The organism is Nocardia sp. NPDC003269, from assembly GCF_042888005.1.
Classification (GTDB): Bacteria; Actinomycetota; Actinomycetes; order Mycobacteriales; family Mycobacteriaceae; genus Nocardia.
In genome coordinates, this window is sequence record NZ_JBIAPA010000003.1 from 108,219 (window position 1) to 134,076 (window position 25,858).

Consider the following 25,858-nt stretch of genomic DNA (forward strand, 5'->3'; position numbering starts at 1 on the left):
AACCTCGGCCGAACGCCCGCTCAAACCTAGAACGCGTTCTAGAATCCGGCCATGGACCTTGTCGCGATCGAGGAGATCAAGCGTCTCAAGCACCGCTACTTCCGCACGCTCGACCTCAAGCTGTGGGACGAGTTCGCGGACTGCCTCGCCACGGACATCTCCGCGCGCTACGGCACCCAGGCCACGGCCGAGCCGCTGCATTTCGACTCCCGGGCCGACGTCGTGGCGTACATGAGCGGGAACCTCGGGCCCGGGATCGTCACGGTCCACATCGCCAACCATCCCGAGATCGATGTCGACGGCGATACCGCGTCGGGTTCCTGGGCGTTCGAGGACACGGTGCTCGTCCCGGGCGCGAAAGTGCAGATCCGTGGTGGCGGATACTATTCCGACACCTATCGGCGCGATCCGGACGGGGTGTGGCGGATCGCCTCGACCCGGTACGAGCGCATCTACGAGGCGTTGACCTCGCTGGCGGATCTCCCGAGCTTCAAGCTGCTGGCCAACCGCTGGGATCCTTCGCTCGAGCACTGACCCGCGCGGCGTCGGTCGAGCTAGCGCTGGTCGGTGAACGCCCGGCGCGACTCCTCGTGCAGGATCGTCAGGAGTTCCTCTTCCAGCGCGACGAATTCGGGGGCGGTGATCGTGGACAAGCCGCGCGGCCGCGGCAGGTCGACGCGGACTTCGTGACGCACGGTGGCCGGGCGCGCCGACAGGACGATCACGCGGTCCGACAGGTACACCGCCTCACGGACATCGTGGGTGATCATCAGGACCATCCAGCGGTAGCGCTGCCAGACCTCCTGCAACCACGACTGCATCTCGGTGCGGGTCAGGGAGTCGAGCGCGCCGAAGGGTTCGTCGAGCAGCAGCAGTTCGCGCTCCTGGACCACCGTCCGCAGCAGTGCCGCGCGCTGCCGCATTCCGCCCGACAGCTGGAACGGGCGGGCGTCCTCGAAACCGGACAGGCCGAAGACGGGGAACAGTTCCCGGGCCCGGCGCCGGGCCTCCGCTGTCGGGACGCCCTGGACGCGCAAGCCGAGGATGGTGTTGTCGAGGACGGTGCGCCAGGGGAACAGCAGGTCCTTCTGCGGCATGTAGGCGCAGTGCGACGCGGTGTCCTCGCCGTCGGCGGCGCGGAAGCCGACGCTGCCGGAATCGGGGGATTCCAGTCCGGCCAGCATGTTGAACACCGTGCTCTTGCCGCACCCGCTCGGCCCGATCACCGAGACGAACTCGCCCGAGCGCACCGTGAACGACACCCCGCCCAGTACCTCGAGATCCGGGCTGCGCCGACCCTGCGGAAACGACTTGGTGAGATGGTCGACGACGATCCGGTCGTCCCCGGCGTCAGTCACGTCGGCTCCTGTTCTGCGCGCGTGCCCACGGTGCGACGAGGCGTTCGATCGCGAACGTCGACAGGTAGAGCGTGATGCTCAGCAGCGCCGTGACCAGCACCGCCGCCAAGACCAGGTCGGTGCGGAACGAGTTCTTCTGCAGGCTCATGTAGATGCCGAGACCGGCGCTCGCGCCGACATACTCGGCGAACACCGCGCCGACGACCGCGTAGGTGATCGCGATCCGCAGCGCCGTGAAGAACCGCGGCAGCGCGGACGGCAGCCGCACATAGCGGAACTCCTGCAGCCGCGAGGCGCCCATGCTGCGCAGCAGCGCGCCCGCCTCACGGTCGGCCGCGGCGAATCCCTCGATCAGGCCGATGGCCATGGGGAAGAAGGTGACCAGCGCGACCACCAGGATCTTCGGCAGCAGACCGAAGCCGAACCAGATGATCATCAGCGGTGCGATCGCGACGATCGGCACGGTCTGCGACGCGACGAACAGCGGCACCAGTGCGCGCCGCAGCCAGGGCGAGAAGTCCACGATCACCGCCAGCACCCAGGCCAGCGTCAGCGACACCGCGAACCCGACCAGCGTCACCTGCAGGGTGGCGGCCGCGTGGGTGGCGATCTCGTCGCGGTGTGCCCACCCCTGCTGGACGACCCGCAGGGGAGAGGGCAGCACCTGCGGACGGACACCGCTGCTCGTGACGTAGACCTGCCAGAGCGCGACCAGGACCACCACCGTCACCAACGACGGCACCGCCCACCGGATTCCGGCCCAGCGAGCCGTGCCGCCGTCACCACCGGCGGGGACCGGCGGCGGCCCGGCTACGGACCGCTCACGGGGCGGCGAGGTACTCATTGGTGAAGTAGGTCGACCAGTCGGGTTCGGTGGTCAGCGGCTTTCCGTCGGGTCCGGTCAGCAGACCGCCCCGGTACAGGAAGCCGGAATTCGCCGTCCACTGCTCCACCGTCTGGGTGCCGACCTTGCCCGCGGCGTTCTTCATGAACTGCTCGGCCAGCATGCGCTGGCTCTCGAAGACCAGCTTCTCGTCGGTGAACGCACCCGGATTGGCGTCGATGAGATCCTGGGCCGCCGCGTCCGGATTGTCCGCGGCGAACTGGTAGCCGCGCTGCAGCGCCTGCACGAATTTCGCGGCGCGGTCCGGGTTCTGGGCCAGCCAGCCCTCGTTGGCGTCGACCACGATCGCGTAGGCGTCCGGGAAACCGAAATCGGTGTAGCGGAAGTAGCGCATCGGGGTGCCGTGATGTTCGGCCTCGATCCCTTCCCACGCCAGATACGAGACGGTGAAGTCGGCCTTGCCGGAGTAGACCGCTTCGTATGCCGACGAACCCAGCATCACCGAGGTGAAATCGCCGGTACCGCCGTCGTTGCGGATGACCTGCTGGAGCGCTTCCTTCTCGCCCGGGTCGCCGAAACCGGCGTAGGTCTTGCCGTCGAGGTTCTTCGGGCTCGCGAGGTCGGCGCGATCGGCGCGCACGCCGATGCCCGTCGCCCAGTGCTGCAGCGGGGCGAGCACCGACTTCACCCGCGCGCCCGACGCGCGGGCGAAGGTCGACGAATTGTGCGTGCTGATCCCGAATTCGGCGTTGCCGGCGTCGATCACCGTGTCGACGGCGGTGTTGTTGTACGGCAGGACCTGCACATCCAGGCCGGCGTCGGTGAAGTAGCCGCGCTGCAACGCGACATAGAGCCCGACGTGGTTGGTGTTCGGTGTCCAGTCCAGCGCGAACCGGATGGTGTTGTCCGAGCCGCCACCCGAACCGCAGGCGGTGAGCAGCGACAGGGTCGCGACGGTGGTGGCCAGGACCGCGAGCGCGCGGCACAGACGCCCGGTCATGCGGCGGGCCAGGGCTGCGGATGCAGGGCGGTGTCCCAGAACAGCAATTCGTAGCGCGTCGCGACGACGAACGCCTGCTCCATCGCCGCCCGCTCCTGTTCGCTCGCCGACTCGGCGGCGGCGTCGACCAGTGCGCGCGCCGTGGCCGCGGACTGCTGGAATTCCGCCGCGCCGTAGGTGGTGACCCACTGGGCGTACGGGTGCGCGGGGTCGGCGGCGATCACCTTCGCCGCGCTCTCGGCCAGGTCGCGTCCCACTTCGGCGTAGATCCAGAAGCAGGGCAGTGCCGCCGCCGCGGCGACGGCGTAGGACTCGGTCGCGGCGGCCGCGATCAGGTAGGAGACGTAGGCCAGGCAGGTCTGCGAAGGCTCCGGCTCGCCCTGGCGCGGGGGCAGCACGCCACCGGTGAGCAGCTGTTCGTGCATGGCCGATTCGACAGCGGCGGCGTTCGCGGACGAGGTCGCCCAGAAGGCCGCGGTCTGCGGGTCCGGCGACTTGGCCGCGAGCAGCGCCAGCGCCTTCGAGTACCCGGTGAGGTACAGCGAATCCTGCTCGATGTAGGTGCGGAACACCTCGAGCGGCAAGGTGCCCTCGCCGAGGTAACGCAGGAACTCCAGCTCATCGATCGCCGTGCGCAGGACCTTGGTCCGGTCCCAGAGGTGATCGGTGAACAAGTCTGTATTCGTGGTGTGGGCGCGCAACACCGTGACATCCCTTCGTCAGCATTACCTGAACAGGTTCAGCGGGTCTGTTCTCAGCCTCGCGGTCGCGAGGCACCCCGTGTCGGAACTCGATCGAGACTAGCAGCGACCTCCGACACGCGGGCCGTGCCGGGTTCCGCCCGGAGCCCCGGTCACGGTGGTAGGTGTTCGGCGGCGGACCGGCACCCGGTAACTTCGCTGCCAAGAAGTCCGTCTTCCCGCGCCCATCGAACCGCCGAACGAAGAGAGCTGATCAATGTCGACCTCGACCGCGCGTGCACACATCGGTGTGACCGGCCTGGCCGTGATGGGCAGCAATATTGCCCGCAACTTCGCCAAGCACGGCTACACCGTGGCACTGCACAACCGTTCCGTGGCAAAGACCGACGCGCTGCTGGCCGAGCACGGCGGTGACGGCGATTTCGTCCGCACCGAGACCGTCGAGGAGTTCGTCGCGGCGCTGGAGAAGCCGCGGCGTGTGCTGATCATGGTCAAGGCAGGCGACGCGACCGACACCGTCATCGAGGAACTGGCTGCCGCGATGGAGCCGGGCGACATCATCATCGACGGCGGCAACGCCCTCTACACCGACACCATCCGGCGCGAGGCCGCCCTGCGCGAGCGCGGCCTGAACTTCGTCGGTGCCGGTATCTCCGGTGGCGAGGAGGGCGCGCTCAACGGCCCCGCGATCATGCCCGGCGGGCCCAAGGAGTCCTACGAGTCGCTCGGCCCGCTGCTGGAGTCGATCGCGGCGCAGGTCGACGGCACCCCGTGCTGCACCCACATCGGCCCCGACGGTTCCGGCCACTTCGTCAAGATGGTGCACAACGGCATCGAGTACGCCGACATGCAGCTGATCGGCGAGGCCTACCACCTGTTCCGGGACGCGCTCGGTTTCGACGCCAAGCAGATCGCGGACGTGTTCACCCAGTGGAACTCCGGCGACCTGGAGAGCTACCTCGTCGAGATCACCGCCGAGGTGCTCGCGCAGGTCGACGCCAAGACCGGCAAGCCGCTGGTCGACGTCATCGTCGACGCGGCCGAGCAGAAGGGCACCGGCCGCTGGACGGTCAAGTCCGCGCTGGATCTCGGTGTGCCGGTGACCGGCATCGCGGAGGCCGTCTTCGCCAGGGCGCTGTCGGGTTCCCGTGCCCAGCGCAAGGCCGCGGTGGGTCTCGCCGCGGGCACGCTCGCCGCCAAGCCGACCGATGTCGAGCAGTTCACCGAGGACATCCGGCAGGCGCTCTACGCGTCCAAGGTCGTCGCCTACGCACAGGGCTTCGACCAGATCGCCGCGGGCAGCGCCGAATACGGCTGGGATCTGCGCCCGGGCGACATGGCGACGATCTGGCGCGGCGGCTGCATCATCCGGGCCCGGTTCCTGAACCGGATCAAGGAAGCCTACGAGCAGGACCCCGCGCTGCCGAGCCTGATCCTGGCCCCGTACTTCCGCGAGGCGATCGAGACGGCGATCGACAGCTGGCGGCGTGTGGTGTCCACCGCCACCCTGCTCGGCATCCCGGTCCCGGCGTTCGCGTCCTCGCTGTCCTACTACGACGCGCTGCGCGCCGAGCGCCTGCCCGCCGCCCTGACCCAGGGCCAGCGCGACTTCTTCGGCGCGCACACCTACGAGCGCATCGACGCCGAGGGCAAGTTCCACACCCTGTGGAGCGGTGACCGCAGCGAAGTCACCGCGGGCTGATCTCCGCGCACGGGGCTGCTGGCGGTCGAATCCTGTCAGCACTCCCGACGAACCCCCTCCGGCTCGGGTCGGAGGGGGTTCGTCGTCTCTGGAGAGGTCGGGCGGCGGTCAGCGGGGAGCGGCCGAGCGAGGCAGCGTGGCGGGAGGGCGGAGCCGGGTGATGGCCCGGGTGGCCAGGCCCGCCCCGCGCAGGAGCCACCTGAACGCGGTGGTGGACGGGCCCGGCACGATTCCGGCCAGCTGTACGCCGTCGAGCAGGTCGTAGAGCGTTTCACCCTCGTACATCAGGTGCTCGGCGTTGAAGTGATAGCGGTCGACGGCGGTGCATTGGATGAACGCGCCGTTGCCCGGGATCGCGGTGGCGTCCGCGCCGTAAGGATGCAGCTTCAGCGGCCCGACGATGTGGCCACTTCCGTAGTAGCGCACCACCATTCGGACCTCGCCGGTCGGGGACAGGTCGATGTAGCACTGGCCGGGGATCGGGTCGTAGCGCCAGTCGGGGATGGCGTCGAAGAAGGCGAAGTTGTAGGCCACGAATTCGTCGAGTCCCACCATGGTCGCGCCGAGTGTCGTCACGTCCTTGTAGCGCAGGTCGTCGGTGTAGAGCTCGTGGTTGAAGCTCATGTCCCGGGTCTGCCAGCTCCACCAGTACTTCTTCGCCCAGTCGAGAGTCCAGGCGATATCGAGGCCGTGCCCGGCGTAGAACTCGATCTTCTTCTCGTAGTCGTCGAACCATGTGCGGGTCATGGCGGTCAGCGCGGCTTCGTCGAGGACATCGACCGGCTCGGCGCGGTTGGTCAACACCGCCGGGATCGGTTGCGCCAGGCGTGGCTGTCGCAGCGACAGCTGGAACTGTTCGTCGGTGAACATCGCTTTCTCCATCCGGAAGCACCTGCTTCCTGATGGGAATGGTTCTTGTAAAGTGGTGCCGTGTCAAGGAGCTACGGCGGGCAGACTGCCGAGGGCCGCGCTGCCGATCGGCGGGCGCGCCTGATCGATGTCGGTGTCGATATGGTTGGCACGCAGGGTGTTTCCGCCCTGGGGATGCGCTCGGTGTGCCGTGCGGCGGGGTTGAGTCAGCGGTTCTTCTACGAGAGCTTCGCCGATACGGATGGGCTTTTGCACGCGGTGTACCAGGCGGCGCTGTCCCGCTTGGAGGAAGCCGTCGCGCCGGCGGCGGCGTCCGGCGATCTGCACGCCGTGTTCGAGGCCGCGGCCCGGCTCATGGAGGCCGATCCGCGGATCTGTCGCATTCTGCTGATCGAGCCGGTGGCGGACGCGCGGCTGCGGGGCTATGTGCGCGAGACCATTCCGGCGATCACCCTGGCCGTACTCGGCGATCACGTCACCGGCTCGCCGGACGATCCCGGTGTGCGGATGCGCTTCTCCGCCCTCTTCGGTGCCCTGATCTCGCTGTTCGTCGAGTGGACGGAAGGCAGTCTCGGTACCGACAGGGACGCGTTCGCCACCCACGTGACCGCGGTCGCGACGCAACTCCTGAGCGAGATCAGCCCCGCTGGACCGAGTCGTCGATGACGAGGCGGGCCCTTGACTCGCCGGGTCCGGGAGGTTGCTCAGCCCACCGGGAGTGGGAGGCGAGGGCGTAGCGCGGAGCGGCGTCCGGCGGATGCGCGGTGCGGCGCCGACGAGGGCGGGTTCGGGGCTTCGTGGTGCGACGCGGGACCGAGGTCCGTCGACAGTCGAGCGAGCACGAATTCGACGATCGCGGTGGACACCGCGTGGTGGACCGGCTCGTGCAGGAGATCGTGTCCGGCATCGGCGAACTCCCTCAGCGCGACCGTCGGCTTGTCCACGCACCAGCTCCTGATCGGGCCGATCGGCGCGCGCCGGTCGTCCTGGCCGTGCAGGACCAACGTCGGTACCTCGGGGGCGGGCACGGCGAGAGTGTGCGCGCGTTCGGGCGTCCCGGTGAGAGCGACGCTGGAAATATATTGTGCGGCTGATGGATTGGACTGCATCGCGATGAGTGCTGTGCCCGCTCCGAGCGAGTGTCCGACGACGGCGAGCGGAATTGCGGTGTCGGCGGCGTGGGCGATGGAGATGAGCTGCGAGGCCGAGGCGGCGAGCTCGTCCACCGACGGGAGTCCGTCGATCTCGCCTTCGCTCAAGCCGTGCCCGATGTGGTCGATGCCCCAGACCTCGATGCCGTGGCGATTCAGGAACCTGCCGAACCGGTGGTAGTCCGCGCTCTGCTGGCCGAGGCCGTGCAGCAGAATCACCCCCATGCGAGGGCTCGCTACCTGCCAACGCCGGTAGTGCACCAGCCCACGGGGTCCATCGAAGAAGAGCACCCGAAAAGTGTGCCAGAACTAAGCTTAGCCTTACCTGTGTGGTGCGTCACTCCAGCTGGGCGTCGCCACCCGGCGCTGCCGGGTCAGTGGCGTTCCTCGAGTCCGACCGACTCTCGCAGCCGTTCCGCCGCCGCGCGGAGTTCGGGATCGGTGGACGCCGACGAGGTCATGAGCGTGGCCAGCGCCTCGGCGATGACATTGAGTTTCTCCTGCGCGGCCTCGCTCGCGCGGCGGCCCGCGTTCTCGAGTAGCACCACCAACAACAGGGTGAAGACGCTGGCGACGGTGTGGATGGCGACCTGCCAGGTTTTGAGATCCGTCCACCACGGCAGGCTGATCAACCACGCGGCGACGATTCCGGCGCAGAGAAAGAAGAACGGAGCCTGACTCACTCGCAGCTCGGCCTGCTCGACGAACCGGTCGAACGGCGACCGGTGATCACGTCCGCGACGGCTGCGCGCGGCTTCGCTGCGGCGCTCCATCATCGGAGTCTAGTCGCCTCGCATTCGGGTCGCATCTGGTCGACCTCGCGGCCCGATATCCCATTATCTGTTCACATGGACAGATAATGGGCGTAGTGTTCTGATAGGTGAACGGCAATACCGTGGCAATGCACATGAGCGACGGGATCGTCGATGCGCCGACGTCGCTGATCTTCGTGGGGATCGCGGCAGTGGGGCTCGGGTTCGCGGGCTGGCGAGCACGGGCCGAGCTGGATGAGCGAGCGGCACCGATGGCCGGACTCGTCGCCGCGTTCATCTTCGCGGTGCAGATGGTGAATTTCCCGATCCTGCCCGGCGTGAGCGGGCACCTGCTGGGCGGGGCGCTGGCCGCCATCCTGGTCGGGCCCTATCTCGGGGCGTTGTGCGTGGCGATCGTGCTGGTCGTCCAGGCATTGCTGTTCGCCGACGGTGGGCTGACGGCACTGGGCACCAACATCACGAATATGGCGCTCATCGGTGTCGGCGTGGGATATCTGGTCGCCCGCACCGGGGTGTCGCTGTTGCGCAGGCGCACCGACACCGGTATCGGCATCGTGGCTTTCGTCGCCGCGCTCATCGGAACACTCTGTGCTGCCATGGGTTTCGTCGTCGAGTATGCGATCGGCGGTGCCGCGGGCTCCACGGTCGGCGCCGTCGCGGGCTACATGTTCGTCACGCACGCGCTGATCGGGATCGGGGAGGGCATCATCACCGCGATCACGGTGGTGGCGGTGTTCAACGCGCGGCCCGACCTGGTCTACGTGCTCCGCGCGGCGGAACCGGTGTCCGCCACGGCGTCTCCCGCTCGCGCGCGGCTGTCGTTCACCGGATTCCTGTGGGCGTTCGCCGCGGCTGCCGTACTCGTCGCGGGCGTGCTGTCCTACGCCGCGAGTTCCCATCCGGACGGGCTCGACGCCACCACCCAGCGTGGGTGCACCACGGTCGAGGTGGACGGCGGCGAGGAACTGCGGGGTGAGTGCATCGCCCAGAGCGCCGAGGAACACCGGTTCGCCGGTTCACCGCTGGCCGACTACGCGATCGACGGCAACAGCGAGCTGGCCGGCCTGGCGGGCATCGTCGGCGTCGCGGCGGCCTTCGCCGTGCTGTTCGCGGTGGTCCGCACGATCCGGATCGGGCGGAGCGGGACGCGCCCGGCGGGTCGTGCCGATGATGCCGCGGTGCTGTCGGACGCGGAGCCGGAGTAGGTGAGCGGCCCGGTCCACCGCCTGTATCTGGCGGGGAACTCGCCCGCGCATCGAGCGCCGGCCGAGGTGAAGATCGTCTGCGCGGTGGTCGCGGTGTTCGCGGTCGTGGCGACCCCGCGGGAGTTGTTGTGGCCGTTCGGCTGCTATGCCCTCGGCTTGCTCGCGCTGTGGCGATGGTGGGGAATCCCGCTGCGCTGGATCGCGCCTCGGCTGCTCATCGAACTGCCCTTCGTCGTGCTGGCGGTTCTGCTGCCCTTCGCCGCCGGCGAACCCCGCACCGAGGTCCTCGGGCTGTCGCTGTCGGTGACCGGCCTGTACGCCGCGTGGGGCATCATCGCGAAAGGCACGATCGGCGTGGGTATTTCACTGACCCTGGCCGCGACGACGAGCGTGCGCGCCCTGCCCGAAGGGCTGACCCGGCTGCGGGTGCCGGGCACGATCGTCATGATCGTGGTGCTGATGCTGCGCTACGTCGACGTGCTGGTCGCCGAGGCGGCACGGATGCGGCTGGCGCGGATCTCGCGCGGCGACGATCCGCGCACCCTGCGCCAGGCCGGGGCGACCGCGCGCGGTGCGGGCACCCTGTTCCTGCGGTCCTACGAACGTGGCGAGCGGGTCCACCTGGCGATGCTGTCGCGCGGATTCGACGGCGCCGTGCCCGATGTCGGCACCCCGTCCGCCACCGGCAGGCAGTGGCTTCTCGGCTGCCTGCCCGCGGCCGCCGCGATCGTCGTCTGCGCTGCTGCTTGGATGGTGCGGTGACCGAACCGACGACACCCGCGGTCCGCGTGGTCGACCTGACCTTCGCCTATCCCGACGGGACCGGCGCGCTGAACGGGGTGAACCTGCAGATCGCGCCGGGGGAGCGGGTGGCCGTTCTCGGGCCCAACGGGGCGGGCAAGTCCACCTTGATGCTGCACCTGAACGGGGTGCTCACCGCCACCTCGGGACAGGTGCACATCGGCGGTCTGCGGCTGGACCGCGACAGTGTGCGCGAGATCCGGGAACGGGTCGGGGTGGTGTTCCAGGACCCCGACGACCAGCTGTTCATGCCGACCGTCGAACAGGACGTCGCGTTCGGGCCCGCCAACTTCGGTGTCCGCGGCGAGGCCCTGGCCGATCGCGTCCGTGAGGCGCTCGCCGCGGTGGGGATGACGGATCGGGCCGGGCGCTCACCGGCGCACCTGTCACTGGGGGAACGCCGTCGGGCCGCGCTGGCGACGGTGCTGTCGTGCCGGCCCGAGGTGCTCGTGCTCGACGAGCCCGCCGCCAACCTCGATCCGGTGGCCCGCCGCGAGCTGGCCGAGATCCTGCTGTCGCTGCCGACCACCATGCTCGTGGTGACCCATGATCTGCCCTACGCGCAACGGATCTGCGACCGGGTCGTCATCCTCGACGGCGGCGAAGTCGTCGCCAACGGCCCCACCGCCGACATCCTCGGCGATACCGCCCTGCTCGCCGCGCACCGCCTCAGCTGAACACTCGGCCGTCGCGTCGGCGGGTTGCCGAGGAGTAGCCTCAGCAGTGGGTTCCTCCCTCGACGAGCCGAGACTGCGATGCACGAAATGGCGATCACCCAGAGTGTCATCGACGCCGTCTGCGAACACGCGGCGGGAGCGCGGGTGCACAGCGTGCTCCTGGAGGTCGGCGCACTGTGCGCGGTCGTCCCGGAGGCGATGCAGTTCTGCTTCGAACTCGCCGCCGAGGGAACTCTCGCCGAGGGCGCGCGCCTCGAGATCGACGTGGTGCCCGGCCGTGCGGCCTGCCGACGTTGCGGCGCCGAGTTCACCGTGCTCGAACCGATTGTCCTGTGCGAATGCGGCAGCGCCGATGTGGCGATCAGCGCCGGGCACGAACTCCGAATCCGGTCGATGGAAGTGAGCCGAGAATGTGCGCAACCTGTGGATGTGGCGACGACGACGCCGCGGTGATCACCCTCCCGCACGAGCACGAGCACGAGCACGAGCACGAGCACGAGCACGAGCACCACGGGCACAGTCATGGTCACGACGGTGATCACGTGCACCTGTCGGCGACCGAGACCATCACCCTCGAGCAGAAGGTCCTGGCCAAGAACGACCTCCTGGCCGAGCGCAACCGGGACTGGCTCACCGCCCGCGACATCCTGGCGCTGAACATGACCAGCTCACCCGGCGCGGGCAAGACCACGCTGCTCGAACGCACCATCCGCGAGTTCACCGAGGTGCCCATCGCGGTGATCGAGGGTGACCAGGCGACCCTGCTCGACGCCGAGCGGATCGGGGCGACGGGCTGCCGGGTGGTGCAGATCAACACCGGCGCCGGCTGTCATCTCGACGCCGAGATGATCTACCGCGCGCTCGAGACGCTGGATCCAGCGCCCGGCACCCTGCTGTTCGTCGAGAACGTCGGCAACCTGGTGTGCCCGGCGTTGTTCGACCTCGGCGAGCGCGGCAAAGTCGTGGTGATCTCGGTGACCGAGGGCACCGACAAGCCGCTGAAGTACCCGCACATGTTCGCGGCGGCATCACTGGTCCTGGTCAACAAGATCGATCTCCTGCCGTATGTCGACTTCGACCTGGACAAATGCCGGGAATACGCGACCGCGATCAACCCGCACGCGCAGATCCTGCCACTGTCGGTGACCAGCGGTTCCGGCATGACGCAGTGGTACGAGTGGCTGCGGCGGCAGCGCTCGGCAACTATTGAGGATCACTCAGCGGAGACATAGACTGACGTGATCAGGATCACATCGTGGGCCACCACGAGCCTGCGATGCCCCGCTTCAGAAAGTGGCACAGCCCATGCCCACCCAGGAAGCAATCAAAGCAGAACAGGCCCTCATCCACGTGCTGTGGATCAACGCAGGCCTCAGTTGTGACGGTGATTCGGTCGCGCTGACCGCCGCGACGCAGCCCAGTATCGAGGAGATCGCCCTCGGCGCTCTTCCCGGGCTCCCACAGATCGCGGTGCACTGGCCGTTGATCGATTTCGAATGCGGTCCCACCGGCGGCGCCGACGATTTCCTCGAATGGTTCTTCAAAGCCGACCGCGGTGAACTCGAACCGTTCGTGCTGGTCGTGGAGGGCTCCATTCCGAACGAACAGCTCCACGAGGAGGGCTACTGGTGCGGCTTCGGCAACGATCCCGCGACCGGTCAGCCCATGACGACCAGCGAATGGCTCGATCGGCTGGCCCCGAAGGCCACCGCGGTGGTCGCGGTCGGCACCTGTGCCACCTACGGCGGCATCCACGCCATGGCGGGGAATCCCACCGGCGCGATGGGGGTGCCCGATTACCTCGGCTGGGACTGGAAATCCAAGGCGGGAATCCCGATCGTGTGCGTACCGGGTTGCCCGGCCCACCCGGACAACATGTCCGAAACGCTGACCTACCTGCTCTACATGGCCACCGGACAGGCGCCGATGATTCCCCTCGACGAGGCGCTGCGGCCGAAATGGCTGTTCGGCGCCACCGTCCACGAAGGCTGCGATCGGGCGGGCTACTACGAGGAAGGTGACTTCGCCGACGAATACGGCTCACCGAAATGCATTGTGAAACTGGGCTGTTGGGGCCCGGTGGTCAAATGTAACGTCCCCAAGCGGGGCTGGATCAACGGCGTCGGTGGCTGCCCGAATGTGGGTGGCATCTGCATCGGCTGCACCATGCCGGGGTTCCCGGACAAATTCATGCCGTTCATGGACGAGCCGCCGGGCGGGAAGATCTCCTCGACGGCATCAGGGCTGTACGGGTCGGTGATCCGCAGCCTGCGCCACATCACCGGACGCACGGTCGACAAGGAGCCGCGCTGGCGGCACAAGGGCGAGAAGCTGGAATCCGGCGCCACCCGCACCTGGTAGGAGGCGATTGGAATGACTGCGATCATCCCCGAGCCGTCGCACAAGAAGATCGAACCGGACAGTCTCGTCGAGATGGCCTGGGACCCGATCACCCGCATCGTCGGCAGCCTGGGAATCTATACCAAGATCGATTTCGAGAACCGGGAAGTGGTCGAGTGTCACAGCACCTCGTCCATCTTCCGCGGCTACTCGATCTTCATGCGGGGCAAGGATCCGCGCGACGCGCACTTCATCACGAGCCGCATCTGCGGTATCTGCGGCGACAATCACGCCACCTGCTCGTGCTACACCCAGAACATGGCCTACGGGGTGAAACCGCCGCACCTGGGCGAGTGGATCGTCAATCTCGGTGAGGCCGCGGAATACATGTTCGACCACAACATCTTCCAGGAGAATCTGGTCGGCGTGGATTTCTGCGAGAAGATGGTCGCCGAGACCAATCCCGGCGTTCTCGCCCAGGCCGAGAAGACCCCGGCCCCGCACTCTGCGGAGCACGGCTACCGCACGGTCGCCGACATCATGCGCGCGCTGAATCCGTTCACCGGTGAGTTCTATCGGGAAGCGCTGCAGGTGAGCCGCTACACCCGCGAGATGTTCTGCCTGATGGAAGGCAGACACGTGCACCCGTCGACGCTGTATCCCGGCGGCGTGGGCACGGTCGCGACGATCCAGTTGATGACCGACTACATGACGCGCCTGATGCGCTACGTCGAATTCATGAAGAAGGTCGTACCGATGCACGACGACCTCTTCGATTTCTTCTACGAGGCGCTTCCCGGGTATGAACAGGTCGGCCTGCGGCGCACCCTGCTGGGCTGCTGGGGGTCCTTCCAGGACCCGGAGGTGTGCAATTTCGCGTACAAGGACATGGAGGAGTGGGGTCGGCGGATGTTCGTCACCCCCGGCGTGGTCGTCGACGGAAAACTGGTGACCACCTCCCTGGTCGACATCAATCTCGGCATCCGAATCCTGTTGGGCAGTTCGTATTACGACGACTGGACCGATCAGGAGATGTTCGTGAAGACCGACCCGCTCGGTAATCCGGTCGACCGGCGCCACCCCTGGAACCAGCACACCAATCCCAAGCCGCAGAAGCGCGACATGGACGACAAGTACAGCTGGGTGATGTCGCCGCGCTGGTTCGACGGCACCGACCATCTGGCGCTCGACACCGGTGGCGGACCGCTGGCCAGGTTGTGGTCGACGGCGCTGGCCGGGCTGGTCGATATCGGCTACGTGAAGTCGACCGGGCACAGTGTGCAGATCAACCTGCCCAAGACCGCGTTGAAGGGGCCGGTCAGCCTCGAATGGACGATCCCCGCGTTCGGCAGCAACACCATCGAACGCGATCGCGCCCGCACCTACTTCCAGGCCTACGCCGCGGCCTGTGCGCTGCATTTCGCCGAGCAGGCGCTCGTGGAGATCCGGGCGGGGCGGACCAAGACGTGGGAGCACTTCGAGGTGCCGGACGAGGGCATCGGCTGCGGATTCACCGAGGCGGTGCGCGGGGTGCTGTCGCATCACATGGTGATCAGGGACGGCAAGATCGCCAACTACCACCCGTATCCGCCGACGCCGTGGAATGCCAACCCCCGCGACAGCTTCGGCACGCCGGGCCCGTACGAGGACGCGGTACAGGGCCAGCCGATCTTCGAGGAGAACGACCGCGAGAACTTCAAGGGCATCGACATCATGCGCACCGTGCGCAGCTTCGATCCGTGCCTGCCGTGCGGGGTGCACATGTACCTCGGCAACGGCAAGACGCTGGAGAAACTCCACTCGCCCACCCAGACTCTCACCGGGGAGTAACGGTGATGCCGGATCGGCCGGGGGAGCACGACGAGGCAGCGATCGACCGAGACCGATGGCGCGGCGCAGGCGAGCGGATCGAGACCCTGCTCGACGCCAGTTCGGCGGGTGGGGTCGTCGCCCGTGAGCGCGCCGAGCAACTGGTGCGCGAGGTCTCCGATCTCTACGGCGAGGGGCTGGCCCGGGTGCTCGCGGTCGTCGACGACGACGTGCGCGACCGGCTCGTCGCCGACGACCTCGTCGCGAGCCTGCTGCTGGTGCACGGCCTGCATCCGCACGATGTGCACACCCGGGTCCGCGCGGCCCTCGACAGTGTGCGCCCGTACCTGGGGTCCCACGGTGGTGATGTCGAGCTGCTCGGCGTCGTCGACGGCGTCGTGCGCCTGGAACTGTCCGGAAGCTGCCGGACCTGCCCGTCGTCCTCGGTGACCCTGGAACTGGCCGTGGAGGACGCGGTGCGCGCCGCGGCGCCGGAGATCGAATCGATCGAAGTCGCTGCCGCGCAACCGGTGTCGTCCGATGCCCTGATCTCGGCCGACTCGCTGTTCGCCCGGGTGCATGCCGAGCATCATCCGGTGGCCGAGCAGCACGGGAGCTGGATCGCGGTCCCCGAGCTGGGGGAGCTGGGCGCCGGCGAGGTCGGTGGCTTCGCCATCGGTGGGTACGCGGTGCTCGCCTGCCGGGTCGGCGACGAACTGTTCGTCTACCGGGATCACTGTCCGGCGTGTGACCACTCCCTGGCCGGCGCCGCGCTGCAGCGGCGGGTCGGATTCCCGGTCGGGGACGCGGTCCTGCGCTGTCCTACCTGCCGAGCGCACTACGACGCCGTCCACGCCGGTGCCAGGGTGGACGGCGACGGCCATCTCGAACCGCTGCCGCTGCTCGTGCGCGCCGGCGAACTGTCGGTGGCCGTTCCGGTGGGGGTGGCCGGGTGAGTTCTCCGCTGGGGGTGCTGCGGCGCCTCACCGTCGACCGCAAGCCCGCCGTCGCGGCGGGCGAGCGGTGCGAGATGTGCGCGGAGTCCCTCACCGCCGAGCACCAGCACGTGGTGAATGTCGAAGGGCGCCAGCTACTGTGCGTGTGCCGGGGCTGCTACCTGCTGTTCACCGATCAGAACGCCGCCCTGCGGTACCGGGCGGTGCCCGACCGGTACCTGAGCTTCCCGGAGTTCGCGCTCGGCCACGGCGAGTGGGACGCGCTCGAGATCCCGGTGGGCCTGGCGTTCTTCTTCGACAATTCCGCGCTGGGCCGCACCGTCGCGTTCTATCCGGGACCGACGGGCGCCACCGAATCCGAACTGCCCCTCGACGAGTGGCGCACCCTGCTCGACCGGCACCCGGAGATCGATGTGGCCGTCCCGGATGTCGAGGCGCTGATGATCCGGGTCCCCGAGCGCGGCACCGCCGAGGCCGACTGTCTGCTGCTGCCGATCGACGCCTGCTACGAGTTCGTCGGCCGGATGCGGTTGCTGTGGCGCGGGTTCGACGGCGGCCAGGACGTGCACCGGTACCTCGACGAGTTCTTCACCACGGTGTCGGCGCGGGCCCGGCCGGGGGGTGTGTGATGTGCCCGGCCTACTCGACGACCTTCGCGGTCCTCGGCATCGCGCCCGAGCCCTACGCCGTGACGCCGACCCTGACCGCGCGCGTCGGGATCGCCGCGCTCGGCGAGGAGCCGGTGCACGCCATCGCCTTGCGCGCGCAGGTGCGGATCGAACCGCACCGGCGCGGCTACACCGACGAGGAGAGCGCGGGCCTGATCGACCTGTTCGGGCCGCGCGAACGCTGGCGCGACACCCAGCGTTCCTTCCTCTGGATGCACTGCGCCACCATGGTTCCCGGATTCCACGGCGGTGCCCAGGTCGACCTGCCGATGCCGTGCACCTACGACTTCGAAGTGAGCGGCACCAAGTATCTGCACGCGCTGCGCGAGGGGACCGTGCCCCTGATCTTCCTGTTCAGCGGCACCGTGTTCATCCGCGGCGCCACCGGTTTCGCGATCCAGCAGATCCCGTGGGACCGCGAGGACAAGTTCGAGATGCCGGTCTCGGTGTGGGACGACCTGATGACCGCGCACTTCCCGAACTCGGGCTGGCTGCGGCTGCGCCGCGACACCCTCGACGCGATCGTCGCCTACAAGTCCGAGCACGGACTGCTCGGCTTCGACGACGCGGTCGCCCGGCTGCTCGACACCGCCGAGGACACCTCATGAGCGCCGACCCGACGCGATCACGAGCCAGGGCACGCGCGGTCGCCGACGCGGTGCTCTACGAGGGCTACCTGCTGTACCCGTACCGCGCGAACTCGGCGAAGAACCAGTCGCGCTGGCAGTTCGGCGTCCTCGGCCCGGCCGGTGCGGCCGCGGCGGGTCTGGGGGAGGACGCGGAGCTGTCGGCCCAGTGCCTGCTCGCCGCGGGTGCACGCACCTCGATCACCCTGACCGTCCGGTTCCTGCAGCTGCAGCGCCGCGCGGTCGAGGATGCCGGGGGCGTCCCGGTCGCCGAGCTGGCGATCGGCGGGCGATCGTGGATCGGCTGGGACGAGGCGGTCGAATGCGAGCAGCGGATCGGGCCGCTGCGGCCGGCCGATTCGACGGCACGCCTGTCGATTCCGGGCGGAACCGACGTCGAGGCGATCCCGGGACCCGACGGGACACCGGCAGGCCGGTTGGTCCGCACCCGCGAGCACCTCGACGGTGAGCTGCAGGTGGCGGTGGAACCCGACGGGCGCTGGACGCGGCTGAGCGTGATCCTGCGCAATATCGGTGCCCCGGCGGCCGACCAGCCCGACGCGATGGCCCGCTCCCTCATCGGCGCGCACGTCATCGCCGAGGTCGACGACGGCTCGTTCGTCTCGCTGCTCGAACCCCCACCCGACGCCGAGGCCGCCGTGGCCCGCTGTGTCCAGCACCGCTGCTTCCCGGTGCTGGCCGGGCCGCCCGGCGACCACAGCATCGTGCTGATCTCCCCGATCATCCTCTACGACCACCCCGAGATCGCCGAGCAGAGCGAAGGACCGCTGTTCGACTCCACCGAGATCGACGAGATCCTGACCCTGCGGGTGATGACCATGACCGATCAGGAGAAGGCCGCCGCCCGCGCGACCGATCGACGGGCCGCCGAGATCATCGACCGCTGCGACGCCATGACCCCGGAGACCCTCCAACAGTTGCACGGGGTGCTGCGCGATCCCCACGCCGACGCCGCCGCGCTGATCCCGGAGGTGCCCGACGGTGTCGACTGGTGGGACCCGGCGGCCGACAACGCCGTTCGGCCCGAGTCCGACGCGGTCATGGTCGGCGCGGTCCGGGTGCGCAGCGGCACCAGGGTCCGCCTGCATCCGTCGCGGCGTGCCGACGCGCACGACCTGTTCTACGACGGCCGGATCGCCCGGGTCGTCACGGTGCACGCCGATGTCGACGGGCAGGCGCACGTCGGCGTGGTCATCGAGGACGACCCGGCCGCCGAACTGCACGAATGGTACGGCCGCTACCTGTATTTCGCCCCGGAGGAGATCGAACCACTCGACAGCCGACGAGAATGAGAGAAGAGGTCAATCATGGCCACGATAGGAATGATCGCGGTGGCGTGCGCCGCGGTGGTGGCGACCGTCGCCGCGGTCCTGGGCGTCCGGTCGATCCCGGACCTGCAGCGCTACCTGAAGATGCGCCGGATGTGAGATGACGGCGCGGGTGCTCGTCGCCGGGATCGGGAACATCTTCCTCGGCGACGACGGTTTCGGGCCCGAAGTGGTGCGACGGCTCCCGCCGCACGGGGCGGACGTGCGCGTCGTCGACTACGGCATCCGCGGCATGCACCTGGCCTACGACCTGCTCGACGCCTGGGACGCGCTGGTCCTCGTCGACGCGATCCCCGATCGCGGCACCCCCGGCGCGCTGTCGGTCTTCCACGCCGAACCCGACGCCACCGGCGCCGCGCAGCTCGACGCGCACGCCATGAACCCCGACGCCGTGTTCGCGAGCGTGCGCGCGCTCGGCGGAACCCTGCCGCCGACCGTCGTCGTCGGCTGCCAGGTCCACTCGGTGGCGGAGGGCATCGGACTGTCCGCACCGGTCCTCGCGGCGGTCGACCCGGCCGTGGTCGCGGTGGCCGAGGTACTCACCCGACTGGCCTCGGCTGCGCGGGTGCCCGACCCGAACCGATCGGAGGGATGAACCATGTGCCTCGGCATTCCCGGCCAGGTCGTGGAGATCCTCGACGGCTACCACGGGCAGCTCGCCCTGGTCACGGTCTCCGGCGAGGACCGCAAGGTCAATATCGGTCTGCTGGACGAGGATCCGGTGCACCCCGGCGACTGGGTGATCATCCACATGGGGCTGGCGGTCGAGAAGACCGACGAGGCCGGTGCCGCCACCGCGCTGGCCGGGCTGAACCTGCTCGGCCGAGGCGAACAGCCATGACCGCCGACCGGCAACGCCGTCGCCTCGTGGTTCGCGGGGTGGTGCAGGGCGTCGGCTTCCGGCCCTTCGTCTACACCACCGCCGCCGAACTGTCCCTGGCCGGGTCGGTGTCCAACGACAGCTCGGGGGTGATCGTCGAGATCGAAGGCGCGCCCGCCGATCTGGACGAGTTCGCGCGGCGACTGCGCGAGCGTCCGCCTCCGCTGGCCGTCGTCGAATCGGTCGAGCAGCGCACCGTCGCACTCCTCGGCGGCACCGGATTCCGCATCGCCGACACCACTCGCGACGGTGGCGGCCGCACCCTGGCCTCACCCGACGTCGCGATCTGCGCCGACTGCGCCGCCGAACTCACCGATCCCGCCGACCGCCGCTATCGGCACCCGTTCATCAACTGCACCAACTGCGGTCCGCGGTTCACCATCATCGCCGCACTGCCCTACGACCGGCCGAGCACGTCGATGGCCGACTTCCCGATGTGCCCGCGCTGCGCCGCCGAGTACGCCGACCCGGCCGACCGGCGCTTCCACGCCCAACCCATCGCCTGCCCCGACTGCGGCCCCCGGCTGACCTGGTCCGGGCCGGGTGACCCGGTGGAGTCGGCCCGAAACCTCCTGCGCCAGGGCGGAATCCTCGCCGTGAAGGGCATCGGCGGCTACCACCTCGCCTGTGACGCCGCCGACGAGTCCGCCGTGGCGACCCTGCGCCGCCGGAAACGGCGCGGCGACAAACCTTTCGCCGTCATGGTCGCCGACCTGGCCACCGCGCGCACGATCGCCGAGGTCGACGACAACGCCGCCGCACTGCTCGGCGGCCCGCAACGGCCGATCGTCCTGCTGCCGCGTCGCGGCGACGCGCTCGCCCCCTCGATCGCGCCACGCAACCCCGACCTGGGCGTGCTGCTGGCCTACACGCCACTGCACCTGCTGCTGTTCGGGCTCCCCGGCGACCCGCCCGGCCCGCGGGTCCTGGTGATGACCTCGGGCAATCTCGGTGGCGAACCGATCTGCTTCGAAGACGCCGACGCCCGCACCCGCCTCGCCGGCCTCGCCGACGGCTGGCTCGCCCACGATCGCCGCATCCTCACCCCGTGCGACGACTCGGTGGTGCGTGTCGTCGACGGCACCGAACTGCCCCTGCGCCGCTCGCGCGGCTACGCCCCGCTCCCGCTGACCCTGCCCGTCCCGGTGCCGCCGACGCTCGCCGTCGGCGCTGACCTGAAGAACACCTGCGCGGTGGGCGAGGGCCGCTACGCGTGGCTCAGCCAGCACATCGGCGACATGGACGACCTGGCCACCCTGCGCGCCTTCGGCTTCGCCGCCGAACACCTCGCGGAACTGACCGGGGTGCACCCCACCCAGCTCGTCGCCGACGCGCACCCGCGTTACCGATCCACCGCCTGGGCGCGCACCCACGCCGACGGCCGTCCGGTGCACACCGTGCAGCATCATCACGCGCACATCGCCGCGGTCATGGGCGAACACGGACTCGGCGCCACGGACACGGTCACCGGGATCGCGTTCGACGGCACCGGATTCGGACCCGACGGCGCGATCTGGGGCGGCGAGGTCCTGGCCGCCGGCTACAAGGGCTACCGGCGGCTCGCGCACCTGAAGTACGTGCCGCTGGCGGGCGGGGACGTCAGCGTGCGCAGGCCCTACCGGATGGCGCTGGCGCATCTGTGGTCCGCGGGTATGGAATGGTCGGACACGATCGCCTCGGTCGCCGCCTGCCCGGCCGACGAACGGGCGGTGCTGGCACACCAGTTCGGTTCCGGCTTCGGCTGCACCCCGACCTCGAGCATGGGACGGCTCTTCGACGCCGTGTCCTCGCTGGCCGGGGTCCGCCACACCGTCGACTACGAAGCCCAGGCCGCGATCGAACTGGAGGCCCTCGCGCGGGCCGTCGACCCCGGCGCCCGCGCCTACCGGTTCGGGCTCGAGCGCAGCGCCGACCCGGCCGTGATCGACCCCGGCCCGGTCGTGGCCGCCGTGGTCACCGACGCCGCACACGGCGTCCCGGCGGCCGTCATCGCCGCCCGCTTCCATCGGGCCGTGGCCGCGCTAGTCCTCGACCTCGCCCTCGATTTCGCACCGCCCCCGACGACCGTCGCGCTCTCGGGTGGGGTGTTCCAGAACGCGCTGCTGCTCTCGGCGACGCGTGCTGCATTGCGCGACAACGGATTCCATGTCATCACCCATCGCCGACTGCCGCCCAACGACGGTGGTCTCGCGTTCGGGCAACTACTCGCCGCCGGTGCGGGTTGAGCGAAAGGAGAGCAGCGATGTGCCTGGCAGTCCCGGGAAAGGTGCTCAGCCTGCACGAACGCGACGGCACCATGATGTCGGTCGTCGACTTCGGCGGCGTGCACAAAGACGTGTGCCTGGAATACATTCCGGACGCGGCGATCGGCGATTACGTGGTGGTCCACGTCGGCTTCGCCATCCAGCGCCTCGACGAGGAATCGGCGTTGCGCACACTGGCCGAATTCGAGCACCTCGGTGTGCTCAACGAGGAGTTCGGCGACGGGTTCGCCCTCGCCGCCAAACAATCCGGGCTCCCCGATCCCACGGCAGAACCGGCAGCGACCGACGCCGGCGCCGGCGACGACACGGAGGTGACGTCATGAAGTATCTCGACGAATTCAGCAACCCCGACCTGGCGAAGAACTTGCTCGACCAGATCCGCGCGGCCACCTCCCAGCGGTGGGCCATCATGGAAGTCTGTGGCGGACAGACCCATTCGATCATCCGCCACGGCATCGACCAGCTGCTGCCGAACGAGATCGAGATGATCCACGGCCCCGGCTGCCCCGTGTGCGTCACTCCGCTCGAGGTGATCGACAAGGCGCTCGAGATCGCCGCCCAGCCCGGGGTGATCTTCTGCTCCTTCGGCGACATGCTGCGGGTGCCGGGCAGCGAACGCGACCTGTTCCGGGTCAAGAGCGAAGGCGGTGACGTCCGCGTGGTGTACTCGCCCCTGGACGCGCTGACCATCGCCCGGCAGAACCCGGACCGCCAGGTGGTGTTCTTCGGCATCGGCTTCGAGACCACCGCGCCCGCCAACGCGATGACCGTCTACCAGGCCAAGAAGCTCGGTATCGAGAACTTCTCGCTGCTGGTCTCGCACGTGCTCGTCCCGCCCGCCATCGCCGCGATCATGGAATCGCCGAGCTGCCGGGTGCAGGGCTTCCTGGCCGCCGGACACGTCTGCAGCGTGATGGGCACCGAGGAATACCCGCCGCTGGCCGACAAGTACGGGGTACCGATGGTGGTCACCGGCTTCGAGCCGCTCGACATCCTGGAAGGCATCCGGCGCACCGTCACCCAGCTCGAGAACGGCAGGCACGAACTCGAGAACGCCTACCCCCGCGCGGTCCGCGCCGAAGGCAACCCGGCCGCGAAGACGATGCTCGCCGACGTCTTCGAGGTCACCGACCGCGCCTGGCGCGGCATCGGCGTGATCCCCGACAGCGGCTGGCGCCTCTCCGAACGCTACCGCGCCTACGACGCCGAGGACCGGTTCGCGGTCACCGACCTGCACACCGCCGAATCCTCGATCTGCCGCTCCGGTGAGGTGCTGCAGGGGCTGATCAAGCCGCACGAGTGCGCCGCGTTCGGCAAGCAGTGCACACCGCGTAACCCGTTGGGGGCCACCATGGTCTCCTCCGAAGGCGCCTGCGCGGCCTACTACCTGTACCGGCGCCTGGACCTGCCCGCGGAGGTGGCTCATGCGTGAGGACAACGCGGCCGCGCTCGACATGGACAGCTGGGTGTGTCCCATGCCGCTGCGCGACTCGCCGACCATCGTGATGGGCCACGGTGGCGGGGGAGCGATGTCGGGTGAGCTGATCGAGCACCTGTTCCTGCCCGCGTTCGGCGCCGCCGCCGACGCCGGGATGGGCGATTCTGCGGTGCTCACCCTCGGTGGGACGCGCTTGGCGTTCTCGACGGACTCCTTCGTCGTGAAACCACTGGTGTTCCCCGGCGGGTCGATCGGTGACCTGGCCGTCAACGGCACCGTCAACGACCTGGCCATGGCGGGCGCGCGGCCGATGGTGCTGTCCACGGCGTTCATCCTCGAGGAAGGCACCGCGCTCGCCGAGATCGCCCGGGTGGCCGAGGCCGTCGGCACCGCCGCGCTGGCGGCCGGGGTCACGCTGGTCACCGGTGACACCAAAGTGGTCGACTCCGGCCACGGCGACGGGATCTTCATCAACACCGCGGGCATCGGCGTCGTCGACGAGGGTGTCGACATCCGTCCGCAGCGCGCCCGCCCCGGTGACGTCGTGCTCGTCAGCGGTGACATCGGAGTGCACGGCGTCGCGGTGATGAGCTGCCGTGAAGGCCTCGAATTCGGCACCACCGTCTGCAGCGACACCGCGCCGCTCAACGGCCTGGTCGCCGCGATGCTGGCCACCGGCGCCGATGTGCACGTGCTGCGCGACCCGACCCGCGGCGGGGTCGCGGCGACGCTCAACGAGATCGCTGGTGTCGCGAAAGTCGGTGTGGCGCTGGATGAACGGAAGTTGCCCGTGCCCGACGCCGTCCGGGACGCGTGCGGCCTGCTCGGCCTCGATCCGATGTATGTCGCCAACGAGGGCAAGCTGATCGCCTTCGTCGCCCCCGAGGGCGCCGACCGGGTGCTCGCGGCCCTGCGGGCGCACCCGCTGGGCGCCCGCGCCGAAGCCATCGGGGTGTGCGTCGAGGACCATCCGGGCATGGTGGTCGCCCGCACCGCCCTGGGCGGGACCAGGGTGGTGGATCTGCCCGCCGGAGAACAACTGCCACGGATCTGCTGACGGGAGGCGCGATCATCGACGGGACCGGGATGTTCGCCCGCTACGCCTACGCGCCCAACCGGCTCGGCTACTGCGGTCCCGCCGACGCGCGGGCGCTGCACCACGGCTCCGCCGCCGACATCCGCGTCCTGGCCCGGCAGTTCTCCGGCGCCTGGCCCTACCTGCGGGCCATGTCGAGACTGACCGGCATCCCCGATCCACTCGACCAGCGCCTCGTCGAGTCCTACTGGCTCGGCGGCGGGATCGGCGCCGACCTCGACGCCGACGCCTTCACCACCGAACTGCTCGCGATCATCGCGCCGATGGCCGGGCACTACTGGTCGTACCTGAACGCCGACCTCGCCGTGGAAGCCGCCGCCAACCACGGCTTCCACGTCTTCGGCGTGTACCCCTGGACCCGGCTGCTCGGGCGCGGCGCCGACGAACACCCGATCCGCATCCTGGACAGCTGCCGCATCACCTGGGGCACCGTGACCGCCCGCGACGGAAGCACGGTCGCTGTCCGCTGTCAGCGGCTGGTCCTGGACGGTTCGCTGCTGCGGCTGTCCGTCCCGGCGCTCCAGCGCGCCGAAGTGGACGACGAGCACCTCGCGACCGACGTGGCTGTCGGTGATCAGGTCGCCGTCCACTGGGGGCGTGTCTGTGGCCGTCTCGATTCCGGGCAGACGCGCGCGCTGGTCACCAGCACCGCACGGCAGCTGCGGGTGACCAACCGCCGGTTGACCGGCATCGCCCGAACCGCTCGGCCGTAGTCGTCCTCGGTGCGTCCGGACTCAGGGATGGACGAGAGTCCGGTAGGTCTCGAGGATGCGGCGAATGGAGGAGGTCACCAGGAGCTCGCCGTCGAGTGGCGCCCAGACGTACCGGGCGTGGACGGTGAGGCGGATCGGATCGGTCGCCGCGACATCCACCGCGAAATGCAGGCGGCGCACCGGGTGCGCGTCGGGGGACAGGTAGTCGAAATCCCCGACGTGGTGCCGAATCCCGGTGACGGTCAGGCCCGTTTCCTCGTACACGCCCCGGACGACCGCGTCGGCGAGGGGCTCGCGCGGCAGCACGGTGGTGCCGGGAAGCTTCAGCGTGGCCTTGATCGGGCCGGTGTCGTGGCGCGCGAGTAGGAGTACCTGTCCGCCGCGATCGATGATCGCACCGACTCGCGGTGCGGTACCGTCGACCTCGGCTCGACGCGACAGTTCTTCGAACTCCGACTCGGATACCACTAGTACTCACCAACTTTCGACTCCGCCACCGTTCACCACCGCGGCCGGAATCGACGACGGTGGTCGGTGATTACCGTACGTCTCGGGCACTGCGGTCGTGGGCGAATCAGGACGCAAGATTGCGAAGCCGTGACCGAGCCCACGCACCCGGTCCGGCCCGGATGAGATC

30 protein-coding genes, 1 pseudogene and 1 riboswitch are annotated in these 25,858 nt (G+C 69.1%); of the genes and pseudogenes, 23 read left to right on the forward strand and 8 right to left on the reverse strand.

The window, feature by feature from the left end; all coding sequences use genetic code 11:
• The first annotated feature begins 51 nt into the window (after nt 1-51).
• Nucleotides 52-534: a nuclear transport factor 2 family protein gene (locus ACFYWJ_RS20390; RefSeq protein WP_355272758.1), complete on the forward strand. Its 483-nt coding sequence runs from the start codon at nt 52-54 to the stop codon at nt 532-534.
• A 20-nt stretch (nt 535-554) separates the two neighbouring features.
• On the opposite strand, the gene ACFYWJ_RS20395 is transcribed toward ACFYWJ_RS20390, so the two are convergent.
• From ACFYWJ_RS20395 to ACFYWJ_RS20410, 4 genes are all read right to left on the reverse strand, one after another.
• Nucleotides 555-1,358: an ABC transporter ATP-binding protein gene (locus ACFYWJ_RS20395; RefSeq protein WP_355272755.1), complete on the reverse strand. Its 804-nt coding sequence runs from the start codon at nt 1,356-1,358 to the stop codon at nt 555-557.
• On the reverse strand, nt 1,351-2,202 hold the full coding sequence (locus ACFYWJ_RS20400; RefSeq protein WP_355272752.1) for an ABC transporter permease: 852 nt from the start codon (nt 2,200-2,202) through the stop codon (nt 1,351-1,353). The genes ACFYWJ_RS20395 and ACFYWJ_RS20400 overlap by 8 nt, the downstream gene beginning before the upstream one ends.
• Nucleotides 2,180-3,202, reverse strand: a complete 1,023-nt coding sequence (locus ACFYWJ_RS20405; protein ID WP_355272749.1) for an ABC transporter substrate-binding protein — start codon at nt 3,200-3,202, stop codon at nt 2,180-2,182. Before ACFYWJ_RS20405 ends, ACFYWJ_RS20400 begins: the two co-directional genes overlap by 23 nt.
• Nucleotides 3,199-3,906, reverse strand: a complete 708-nt coding sequence (locus tag ACFYWJ_RS20410; protein WP_355272747.1) for a TenA family protein — start codon at nt 3,904-3,906, stop codon at nt 3,199-3,201. Before ACFYWJ_RS20410 ends, ACFYWJ_RS20405 begins: the two co-directional genes overlap by 4 nt.
• Nucleotides 3,897-3,993, reverse strand: a riboswitch (TPP riboswitch). It overlaps the preceding gene by 10 nt.
• 166 nt (nt 3,994-4,159) lie before the next feature.
• On the opposite strand from ACFYWJ_RS20410, the gene gndA reads away from it, so the two are divergent.
• Nucleotides 4,160-5,605: an NADP-dependent phosphogluconate dehydrogenase gene (gndA, locus tag ACFYWJ_RS20415; protein WP_355272744.1), complete on the forward strand. Its 1,446-nt coding sequence runs from the start codon at nt 4,160-4,162 to the stop codon at nt 5,603-5,605.
• A gap of 108 nt (nt 5,606-5,713) precedes the next feature.
• Here the strand turns inward: gndA and ACFYWJ_RS20420 are convergent, their stop codons facing one another.
• The gene (locus ACFYWJ_RS20420) at nt 5,714-6,487 is read right to left on the reverse strand and encodes a nuclear transport factor 2 family protein (protein ID WP_387208221.1); all 774 of its coding nucleotides are present in this window, start codon (nt 6,485-6,487) and stop codon (nt 5,714-5,716) included.
• Between the two features lie 48 nt (nt 6,488-6,535).
• On the opposite strand from ACFYWJ_RS20420, the gene ACFYWJ_RS20425 reads away from it, so the two are divergent.
• On the forward strand, nt 6,536-7,141 hold the full coding sequence (locus ACFYWJ_RS20425; RefSeq protein WP_355272738.1) for a TetR/AcrR family transcriptional regulator: 606 nt from the start codon (nt 6,536-6,538) through the stop codon (nt 7,139-7,141).
• A gap of 38 nt (nt 7,142-7,179) precedes the next feature.
• Here the strand turns inward: ACFYWJ_RS20425 and ACFYWJ_RS20430 are convergent, their stop codons facing one another.
• Entirely contained in the window at nt 7,180-7,851 is a 672-nt protein-coding gene (locus ACFYWJ_RS20430; protein ID WP_355272736.1) for an alpha/beta fold hydrolase, read from the reverse strand.
• A 149-nt stretch (nt 7,852-8,000) separates the two neighbouring features.
• Nucleotides 8,001-8,399, reverse strand: coding sequence for a low affinity iron permease family protein (locus tag ACFYWJ_RS20435; protein ID WP_355272733.1), 399 nt, complete (start codon nt 8,397-8,399; stop codon nt 8,001-8,003).
• A 107-nt stretch (nt 8,400-8,506) separates the two neighbouring features.
• Between ACFYWJ_RS20435 and ACFYWJ_RS20440 the strand changes: the two are divergent.
• The 20 genes and pseudogenes from ACFYWJ_RS20440 to ACFYWJ_RS20535 form a co-directional block, all read left to right on the forward strand.
• Nucleotides 8,507-9,187 (forward strand): annotated as a pseudogene (locus ACFYWJ_RS20440) (energy-coupling factor ABC transporter permease); the annotation flags it as partial.
• A complete protein-coding gene (locus tag ACFYWJ_RS20445) occupies nt 9,182-9,604 on the forward strand; it encodes a PDGLE domain-containing protein (RefSeq protein WP_387208245.1) in 423 nt (140 codons plus the stop codon). The pseudogene ACFYWJ_RS20440 and the gene ACFYWJ_RS20445, both read left to right, overlap by 6 nt.
• Complete coding sequence (gene cbiQ, locus ACFYWJ_RS20450; protein ID WP_355272730.1) at nt 9,605-10,366, forward strand: cobalt ECF transporter T component CbiQ; 762 nt, start codon at nt 9,605-9,607, stop codon at nt 10,364-10,366.
• Nucleotides 10,363-11,082 carry an ABC transporter ATP-binding protein gene (locus ACFYWJ_RS20455; RefSeq protein ID WP_355272727.1) on the forward strand — a complete coding sequence of 240 codons (720 nt, stop codon included), beginning with the start codon at nt 10,363-10,365 and terminating at the stop codon, nt 11,080-11,082. Before cbiQ ends, ACFYWJ_RS20455 begins: the two co-directional genes overlap by 4 nt.
• A 78-nt stretch (nt 11,083-11,160) precedes the next feature.
• The gene (locus ACFYWJ_RS20460) at nt 11,161-11,535 is read left to right on the forward strand and encodes a hydrogenase maturation nickel metallochaperone HypA (protein WP_355272726.1); all 375 of its coding nucleotides are present in this window, start codon (nt 11,161-11,163) and stop codon (nt 11,533-11,535) included.
• A complete protein-coding gene (gene hypB, locus ACFYWJ_RS20465) occupies nt 11,493-12,314 on the forward strand; it encodes a hydrogenase nickel incorporation protein HypB (protein ID WP_355272723.1) in 822 nt (273 codons plus the stop codon). Before ACFYWJ_RS20460 ends, hypB begins: the two co-directional genes overlap by 43 nt.
• A gap of 73 nt (nt 12,315-12,387) precedes the next feature.
• Nucleotides 12,388-13,443 carry a hydrogenase expression protein HypE gene (locus tag ACFYWJ_RS20470; protein ID WP_355272721.1) on the forward strand — a complete coding sequence of 352 codons (1,056 nt, stop codon included), beginning with the start codon at nt 12,388-12,390 and terminating at the stop codon, nt 13,441-13,443.
• Nucleotides 13,444-13,455: 12 nt separating this feature from the next.
• Nucleotides 13,456-15,252 (forward strand): nickel-dependent hydrogenase large subunit, encoded by a 1,797-nt coding sequence (locus tag ACFYWJ_RS20475; RefSeq protein ID WP_355272718.1) that lies wholly within the window; start codon nt 13,456-13,458, stop codon nt 15,250-15,252.
• A 5-nt stretch (nt 15,253-15,257) separates the two neighbouring features.
• Nucleotides 15,258-16,187 (forward strand): NifU family protein, encoded by a 930-nt coding sequence (locus ACFYWJ_RS20480; protein ID WP_355272715.1) that lies wholly within the window; start codon nt 15,258-15,260, stop codon nt 16,185-16,187.
• On the forward strand, nt 16,184-16,816 hold the full coding sequence (locus ACFYWJ_RS20485; protein WP_355272713.1) for a DUF5947 family protein: 633 nt from the start codon (nt 16,184-16,186) through the stop codon (nt 16,814-16,816). Before ACFYWJ_RS20480 ends, ACFYWJ_RS20485 begins: the two co-directional genes overlap by 4 nt.
• Nucleotides 16,816-17,463, forward strand: coding sequence for a DUF6084 family protein (locus tag ACFYWJ_RS20490; RefSeq protein ID WP_355272710.1), 648 nt, complete (start codon nt 16,816-16,818; stop codon nt 17,461-17,463). The genes ACFYWJ_RS20485 and ACFYWJ_RS20490 overlap by 1 nt, the downstream gene beginning before the upstream one ends.
• Nucleotides 17,460-18,794 carry a hypothetical protein gene (locus ACFYWJ_RS20495; protein WP_355272709.1) on the forward strand — a complete coding sequence of 445 codons (1,335 nt, stop codon included), beginning with the start codon at nt 17,460-17,462 and terminating at the stop codon, nt 18,792-18,794. Before ACFYWJ_RS20490 ends, ACFYWJ_RS20495 begins: the two co-directional genes overlap by 4 nt.
• 15 nt (nt 18,795-18,809) lie before the next feature.
• Complete coding sequence (locus ACFYWJ_RS20500; protein WP_378828935.1) at nt 18,810-18,929, forward strand: DUF6893 family small protein; 120 nt, start codon at nt 18,810-18,812, stop codon at nt 18,927-18,929.
• A gap of 1 nt (nt 18,930) precedes the next feature.
• Nucleotides 18,931-19,425 (forward strand): hydrogenase maturation protease, encoded by a 495-nt coding sequence (locus tag ACFYWJ_RS20505; protein WP_355272706.1) that lies wholly within the window; start codon nt 18,931-18,933, stop codon nt 19,423-19,425.
• Nucleotides 19,426-19,428: 3 nt separating this feature from the next.
• The gene (locus tag ACFYWJ_RS20510; protein ID WP_355272704.1) at nt 19,429-19,671 is read left to right on the forward strand and encodes a HypC/HybG/HupF family hydrogenase formation chaperone; all 243 of its coding nucleotides are present in this window, start codon (nt 19,429-19,431) and stop codon (nt 19,669-19,671) included.
• Complete coding sequence (gene hypF, locus ACFYWJ_RS20515) at nt 19,668-21,935, forward strand: carbamoyltransferase HypF (protein WP_355272701.1); 2,268 nt, start codon at nt 19,668-19,670, stop codon at nt 21,933-21,935. Before ACFYWJ_RS20510 ends, hypF begins: the two co-directional genes overlap by 4 nt.
• A gap of 17 nt (nt 21,936-21,952) precedes the next feature.
• Complete coding sequence (locus ACFYWJ_RS20520; RefSeq protein ID WP_355272698.1) at nt 21,953-22,297, forward strand: HypC/HybG/HupF family hydrogenase formation chaperone; 345 nt, start codon at nt 21,953-21,955, stop codon at nt 22,295-22,297.
• Nucleotides 22,294-23,406, forward strand: coding sequence for a hydrogenase formation protein HypD (gene hypD / locus ACFYWJ_RS20525; protein ID WP_355272695.1), 1,113 nt, complete (start codon nt 22,294-22,296; stop codon nt 23,404-23,406). Before ACFYWJ_RS20520 ends, hypD begins: the two co-directional genes overlap by 4 nt.
• Complete coding sequence (gene hypE, locus ACFYWJ_RS20530) at nt 23,399-24,469, forward strand: hydrogenase expression/formation protein HypE (RefSeq protein WP_355272693.1); 1,071 nt, start codon at nt 23,399-23,401, stop codon at nt 24,467-24,469. The genes hypD and hypE overlap by 8 nt, the downstream gene beginning before the upstream one ends.
• A 29-nt stretch (nt 24,470-24,498) precedes the next feature.
• Complete coding sequence (locus ACFYWJ_RS20535; protein ID WP_355272690.1) at nt 24,499-25,221, forward strand: DUF6390 family protein; 723 nt, start codon at nt 24,499-24,501, stop codon at nt 25,219-25,221.
• Between the two features lie 21 nt (nt 25,222-25,242).
• Here the strand turns inward: ACFYWJ_RS20535 and ACFYWJ_RS20540 are convergent, their stop codons facing one another.
• Complete coding sequence (locus tag ACFYWJ_RS20540) at nt 25,243-25,689, reverse strand: NUDIX hydrolase (RefSeq protein ID WP_355272687.1); 447 nt, start codon at nt 25,687-25,689, stop codon at nt 25,243-25,245.
• Between the last annotated feature and the right edge of the window lie 169 nt (nt 25,690-25,858).